This window comes from Microtetraspora sp. AC03309 (assembly GCF_020826795.1).
GTDB lineage: Bacteria > Actinomycetota > Actinomycetes > Streptosporangiales > Streptosporangiaceae > Microtetraspora > Microtetraspora glauca.
The window spans coordinates 1-6,275 of sequence record NZ_JADDIL010000153.1 but is presented as its reverse complement, the minus strand read 5'-3'; the positions used below and the strand labels follow the sequence as shown (position 1 = coordinate 6,275).

Annotated in this window: 6 protein-coding genes; 3 read left to right on the top strand and 3 right to left on the bottom strand. The window is 69.3% G+C overall.

Features of this window, described 5'->3' with window-relative positions; genetic code table 11:
- Positions 1-198 precede the first annotated feature (198 nt).
- Entirely contained in the window at positions 199-1,038 is an 840-nt protein-coding gene (locus IMZ11_RS41560) for a TIGR03619 family F420-dependent LLM class oxidoreductase (protein WP_228648933.1), read from the top strand.
- A 120-nt stretch (positions 1,039-1,158) separates the two neighbouring features.
- Here IMZ11_RS41560 and IMZ11_RS41555 read toward each other — a convergent pair whose 3' ends face one another.
- Entirely contained in the window at positions 1,159-1,392 is a 234-nt protein-coding gene (locus IMZ11_RS41555) for a hypothetical protein (RefSeq protein ID WP_228648931.1), read from the bottom strand.
- A 59-nt stretch (positions 1,393-1,451) separates the two neighbouring features.
- Complete coding sequence (locus IMZ11_RS41550) at positions 1,452-2,201, bottom strand: slipin family protein (protein ID WP_061258111.1); 750 nt, start codon at positions 2,199-2,201, stop codon at positions 1,452-1,454.
- Positions 2,202-2,510: 309 nt separating this feature from the next.
- On the opposite strand from IMZ11_RS41550, the gene IMZ11_RS41545 reads away from it, so the two are divergent.
- Complete coding sequence (locus IMZ11_RS41545; RefSeq protein WP_228648929.1) at positions 2,511-4,433, top strand: multicopper oxidase domain-containing protein; 1,923 nt, start codon at positions 2,511-2,513, stop codon at positions 4,431-4,433.
- A gap of 177 nt (positions 4,434-4,610) precedes the next feature.
- On the opposite strand, the gene IMZ11_RS41540 is transcribed toward IMZ11_RS41545, so the two are convergent.
- Positions 4,611-5,681: a universal stress protein gene (locus IMZ11_RS41540; protein WP_228648926.1), complete on the bottom strand. Its 1,071-nt coding sequence runs from the start codon at positions 5,679-5,681 to the stop codon at positions 4,611-4,613.
- A 306-nt stretch (positions 5,682-5,987) separates the two neighbouring features.
- Here IMZ11_RS41540 and IMZ11_RS41535 point away from each other — a divergent pair, with 306 nt between their 5' ends.
- Complete coding sequence (locus IMZ11_RS41535; RefSeq protein WP_228648924.1) at positions 5,988-6,179, top strand: hypothetical protein; 192 nt, start codon at positions 5,988-5,990, stop codon at positions 6,177-6,179.
- The last annotated feature ends 96 nt before the right edge of the window (positions 6,180-6,275 follow it).

The window sequence follows — 6,275 nt, the reverse complement described above, 5'->3', positions numbered from 1 at the left end:
CTCCCCGCCCGTTTCCCCGCCGAGGACCCGGTCCCCGCGAACTGACAGGCGGCGGCGCGTCGTCGTGGTGGGCGACGGCGACCCGGCGGCGCACGTGCCGCCAGGGGGCAGGGAGAGCACCGATACACGGCCGGACCTGCGCGGATGTGCCGAGTGTCGCCCCCGGGCCATGCTCGTCCTCCGGCTTACGCTGGGGCGATGGACTCCGGCTTTGGCTACTTCGCCACGCACGACGCCGTCGATCCCGCCACGCTCGCCCGGGTGGTCGAGGAACGGGGCCACGTCGCGCTGATGTTCAGCGAGCACACCCACATCCCGGTGACCGGCGCCACGCCTCTGGGGCCGGACGGAGGGCCGCTGCCGCGCAGATACTGGCACACCCACGACCCGCTGGTGGCGTGCACGGCCGCAGGCACGGCCACGACCCGGCTGCGGGTGGGCACCGCGATCTGCCTCATCCCGCAGCACGAGCCGATCGCGCTCGCCAAGGCGGTGGCCAGCGTCGACACCCTCACCGGCGGGCGGTTCGAGCTCGGCGTGGGCGCGGGCTGGAACGATCCGGAGATCCGCGATCACGGGGTCGATCCCGCCCGCAGGTTCGCCGTGATGAAGGAGCACATCGAGGCGATGCGACGGATCTGGACGCACGGCGACGCCGAGTACCACGGCGAGTTCGTGTCGTTCGGCCCGATGTGGTCGTGGCCCAAACCGGCCCAGCAGCCGTACCCGCCGATCCTGGTGGGCGGAACCGGTCCCCGCGTCTTCGACCGCGTCCTCGCGTACGGCGACGCCTGGCTGCCGAACTACGGTCCCGGCGTCCTGGAGCGGGTCCCCGAACTGCTCGGCCGGGCGGACGACGCGGGCAGGCTCATCCGGATCGTGATGCTGTCGGCCCCCTCGGATCCCGCCGTGCTGGAGGAGTGCGAGAAGGCCGGGGTGTCACGCGTGATGGCGTGGCTGCCGTCCGCCGGGCTCGGCCGGATCGAGCGCGAGATGGACGCCTTCGAGTCGGCGCTCGCCGACATGCGTGGCGAGTGACGTGACGAGTGGCGGGTGACGGTTCGATTCCCACCACCCGCTCCACGCTTGTATCGCCCCTGACCGGAGGATCCCTTGGTCATCACTCACTGTTTTGATCTTCATGGGCTCACCGTGGGATCACCAGACCACGGATGATCTTTGAAATTCGGCACCGGCCTGCGCTACGCGGAACTCGCCGCCTTGCAGGTACGCGACATCGGCGCCCTCGGCAAGCCCGTCCCGACCTTGCGCGTACGGCGGGCCTGGAAAGCGACAGGCCGACAGCACGTTCAAAATCGGCCCCCCGAAAGCAAACAGTCCCGGCGCTCCATCGCCCTCTCCTCCGAGGTACTCGAGATCTCCGGCGCTCACACTGCTCCCGGTACACCGCCGGTCACCCGGTGTCCGTCGGCTCGTCGCGTCAGGAGTTTTCAAGGCACGAGCGTCGGAGCCTCGGCGTGTTCAGGGCGCTCCTTGCTCACGAACCGCTTCACCGCGCGGACGCTGCTGAGGAACTGGGCGGGGAACACGATCGTGGAGTTGTGCTCCACGGCGATCTCGCTCAGTACCTGCAGGTTACGCAGCTGCAACGCGATGGGGTGGTCGGCCATGACGTCGGCGGCCTCCGCCAGGCGTCCGGCGGACAGCGCCTCGCCCTCGGCCGCGATGATCTTCGCTCGCTTCTCGCGCTCGGCTTCGGCCTGGCGGGCCATCGCCCGCTGCATGGTCGGCGGCAGTTCGATGTCCTTGAGTTCCACGAGGAGGACGAACACGCCCCATTGCTGTGTGATCCGGTCGAGGATCTGCTTGATCGACTCGTTGAGTTTCTCCGTGTCGGTGAGGACCTGGTCCAGCAGGGAGCGTCCGACGACGTTGCGGACTGTCGTCTGCGCGATCTGGCCGACGGCGGCCTCCACGTTCTCGATCTCGACGATCGACTTCACCGGGTCGACGCGGCGGTAGTACGCGACCGCGGCGACGCCGATGGAGACGTTGTCGCGGGTGATGATCTGCTGCGACGGGATGGGCATGGTCACGGTGCGCAGGCTCACTTTCCGCATCCGGTCCACCAGCGGAATCATGAAGCGCAGCCCAGGCTCGCGGACGTTGCGGACCTCACCCAGCCGGAACACCACGCCGCGCTCATACTGCCGCACGATGGCGACACCAAGATTCGGCATTGGAAATCTCCCTTCTCAACCACGCTGCGCTCCTGAAAACACCGCAGCTAGGGCCCTAAGCCCCTGGTCTCGCGGGTCCCAGGTCCAATCGGGTCGCCTATGGCCCGGATCGGCCACGGAATCGGCGTGCATCGGTCCGGACCAGGTCCGGATCCGCCGGGAGCGGCCGACCCGCCGACCTCCATCCGTCTGCTCGGTGACCGGCTCAGGACCCGATTGCGCCGTACCTCCCGTGTGATCGTCCGGAGGACCGGCGACGACGGGTAGTAACAGAGGAATCGGGTCCCTTGGGCCACCGCAGGGGGGCGCATGATCACGAGGCGGCAGTTCTTGAAGGCCGGCATGGGCGGAGCCGGAGCGCTTCTCCTGGAGGGCGCCGCGGCATGGCGGCCCGGTGCGGTGCCGGACGGGATGATGGATCCGGCGTCGATCGACAAGTACGTCACGCCGCTGGCGGTTCCGCCCGTGATGCCCCCGCTCTCCCCGGCGGGCGGCGTGGTGGACCGCTACACCATCGGCGTCCGGCAGTTCCGCCAGCAAATCCTGCCGCCCGGCAGCCCGCCGACCACCGTCTGGGGGTATGGATCGGTACTTCACCCGGAGACCTTCGGCTCGCCGGGCCCCACCCTGGAGGCGAAGTTCGGCCGCCCCGTGGAGGTCACCTGGGTGAACGAGCTGACGGACAGCAACGGCGACGCGCTCCCGCACCTGCTTCCGGTGGACCCGACGCTGCACTGGGCCAACCCCGCCGGCGGGGTCGCGGGGCGGGACTCGCGCCCGTCGTTCATCGCGACCCCGGACCGCTATCGCGGGCCGGTGCCGATCGTCACCCACCTCCATGGCGGGCGCAACGCGGAGCACAGCGACGGCTTCCCCGAGGCGTGGTACCTGCCGGCGGCGCGCAACGTCCCGCCGGGTTACGCGACCGAAGGGTCGAAGTACGCCGACTACGCGGAAGCGTTCGCGAGCGGGTACGGCATCTCCTGGAGGCCGGGCGCCGCGGTGTTCCGCTACGAGAACGACCAGCGGGCCGCCACGATGTGGTACCACGACCACACCTTGGGAATCACGAGGCTCAACGTGTACGCGGGGCTGACCGGCTTCTACCTGCTACGCGGCGGCACCGAGGACCTCCCAGCCGGTGTGCTGCCGGGTCCCGCGCCGACGCTCGGCGACCCAAGCGGCACGAAGCACTACGAGATACCCATCGTCATTCAGGACCGATCGTTCGCCGCGGACGGTTCGCTCCTCTACCCGGGGGGCCGCGCCGCCTTCGACCACTTCGCCGGGCCATACATCCCGGGCAGCGACGTACCACCCATCTGGAATCCAGAGTTCTACGGCACCACCATGATGGCGAACGGTCGGACCTGGCCGGTCCTGACGGTCGAACCGCGCCGTTTCCGGTTACGGTTCCTCAACGGTTGCAACTCCCGCTTCCTTAAACTCAAGATCGTGGCGAACCCTCGGGGGAAGCGCCCGGTGGCCGCGGCGCTGCCTTTCTGGCAGATCGGAGGGGACGGCGGCTTCCTGCCGGTCCCTGTGGAACTTGGCACGCTGCTGCTGGCGCCGGCCGAGCGGGCCGACGTGATCGTCGACTTCACCGGCTCGCGGGAGGGCACACAGCTCTACCTGATCAACGAGGCCCCCGACGGGGCCTTCAACGGGAGCTCCGCGGCCGCGCCCGCCGACCCCGCCGTCACGGGACAGGTGATGAAGTTCGTCGTAGGACCACTCGCCGGGCGGGACACGACCGTGCCCCCCGGCCAGCTCACCCTTCCGGCGGTGCCGCCGATCGGCGCGGCGACCCGGACTCGGAAGCTCGCCCTGCTCGAGCACATGTCGGCGGCCATCCCCGGCGGGGGATCATCGGCTGTACTCCTCGGCACGGCCGACGGCACCGGCAGGGCACAGATGTGGTCCGATCCCGTGACGGAGAACCCCGAGGTCAGCGCCACAGAGACGTGGGAGTTTCACAACTTCACCAGGGACGCGCATCCGATCCACGTCCACGAGGTGGAGTTCAGGGTCGTCGGGCGCCAGCCATTCGGTGACGCCCCACGTCCCGCGGAGCGTTGGGAGGCCGGACTGAAGGACACCGTCATCGCCTACCCGCAGGAGATCACGCGGATCGTCGCCGTATTCGACCGGCCGGGCCTGTTCGTCTGGCACTGCCACATCCTGGAGCACGAGGACAACGAGATGATGCGCCCGTACCGCGTCGGCCCCTGACCTCGGCAGTCCGTTCGGCATGGCGGACGAGAACGTCGTGATCGTCGAAGGTCGGCCAGGGGCAGAAGCCGCCGGCCCGGCGGCCGTTGATGCGCAGGGGAAGCTCCCCGGTTAGAGGTCCCGTTCACCTCAGCGATATGGGCTCCGCCAAGCGTCCGGGCTTGCCACCGGACACAGTTAGTGGCGCACGACGGCGACCGGGCCGCGTGCGTGGTGCACGAGCGCATGCGCCACGGATCCCAAGCCGAGCAGGGCACGGGCCCCGCCATGCGCCCCTACGATCGTGAGGTCGTGGTCTGCCGACGCGTCGATCAGCGCCTTGGCCGGATGTTCGTGCACGACTTGCTGAATCAGGCGCGTATCGGGAAATTGGTCCCGCCATCCCGCGATACTCTCGGCCAGCAGGACCTCCTCCTCCCTGCCCACAGCCTCGACGTCGTACGGCAGGGGTGACGTGCCACCGGGCCCGATTCCGGCGGGGCGGGTCCAGGCGTGCAGGACACGCAGGTCCGCGCCGCGCAGCTCGGCCTCCCGGAACGCGAAATCCAGGACCGGCCCCTGGTCGGGTCTGCCGGTGACACCCACGACGACCTGCCCGGTGGGGCGGGCGTGCGGATCTCGGACGACAACGGCGGGGCATCGCGCCCGTGAGACGACCTGCCAACTCACCGATCCCAGCAGCAGCCCGGCGAACCCGCCGCGTCCCCGGCTGCCGACGACGATCAGTTGCGCCTCCTCCGCGACAGCGACCAGTGCCTCCGACGGCCCTCCCTGGACAAGCTCTGTGCTGACCTGCACGCCCGGATGGCCGGCGCGAGTCCGGTTGGTGGCCTCCTGCAGCATCTCCTGAGCGGCCTCGGCCACCGCGGCGCTCCACGGATCGGGTTGCGGGACCAGCGGGACGTAATAGTCCCACTGCAGCGCCGTGTGCACGATCCGGACCGGCGCGCCGCGCAGTGCGGCCTCGGCCCCGGCCCACGCGGCGGCCTCCAGCGAGCCCTGCGACCCATCAACACCAACGACGATTGGACGCTCCATCGGCTCCGCCGTCCCCCTTATCGCTGTGCTCGCCCCCTCGCGGCCTGCGTCCAGGCGCTGCGCCCGGAGTGCCAGCAGACCTTCTCGCCGGCCTGGCTCCTCACGGATGGTCCCCGGTCCCAGCTGCGGCTGAGCGGGCGCGTACACCGGGCAGTCGGTGGCGTCCTGCGCGTATCCGACGACGATGCCGGGGGCCTGGCACCGGCACACCCGGCACCCCTCTCGTACCGCCTCGGATCGGCGTTCACGCTCATGTCGATCTCAACTCTTCGCCAAGATCGGCCGCCCGCAGGCCGGGAGAGCTCGGCACCCGTTATCAGGAGCCCTTTCCCATCCGGCCCCGGTTCGCCTCGTCGTTGCCCGCCGGACCGGTCTCGCGTTCTGCCTCGGAGACATTGGTCTTGACCGCGAAGAAGCTGTCAGGCGTGACCGAGACGGAGTCGATACCGGCTTGGACTGCTGCGCCCGGCCCGAAAGGGCGAGCCCGAGCGGGCCGGAGCACGCCTGTTCAAGCCGTTGCGGCAGACCATCGAGTCGATCAACCAGACCTTCAAGGGTCAGCTCGACCTGGAACGACACGGTGCCCGTACTCCTGCCGGTGTCATCATCCGCGTACTGACACGGACCCTGGCACTGACTGCCGCGATCTGGCACAACGACAAGACCGGACAACCGATCAAGCGTTCCCTGATCGCCTACGACCACTGAGCGCGACCGAAGCCCTTGGACTCAATCATCTAGAAGATCACTGAAGATCTTGCGTTCTGGCCTCGCCTCGGATGACGCGGGGCCAGACTCCTTATG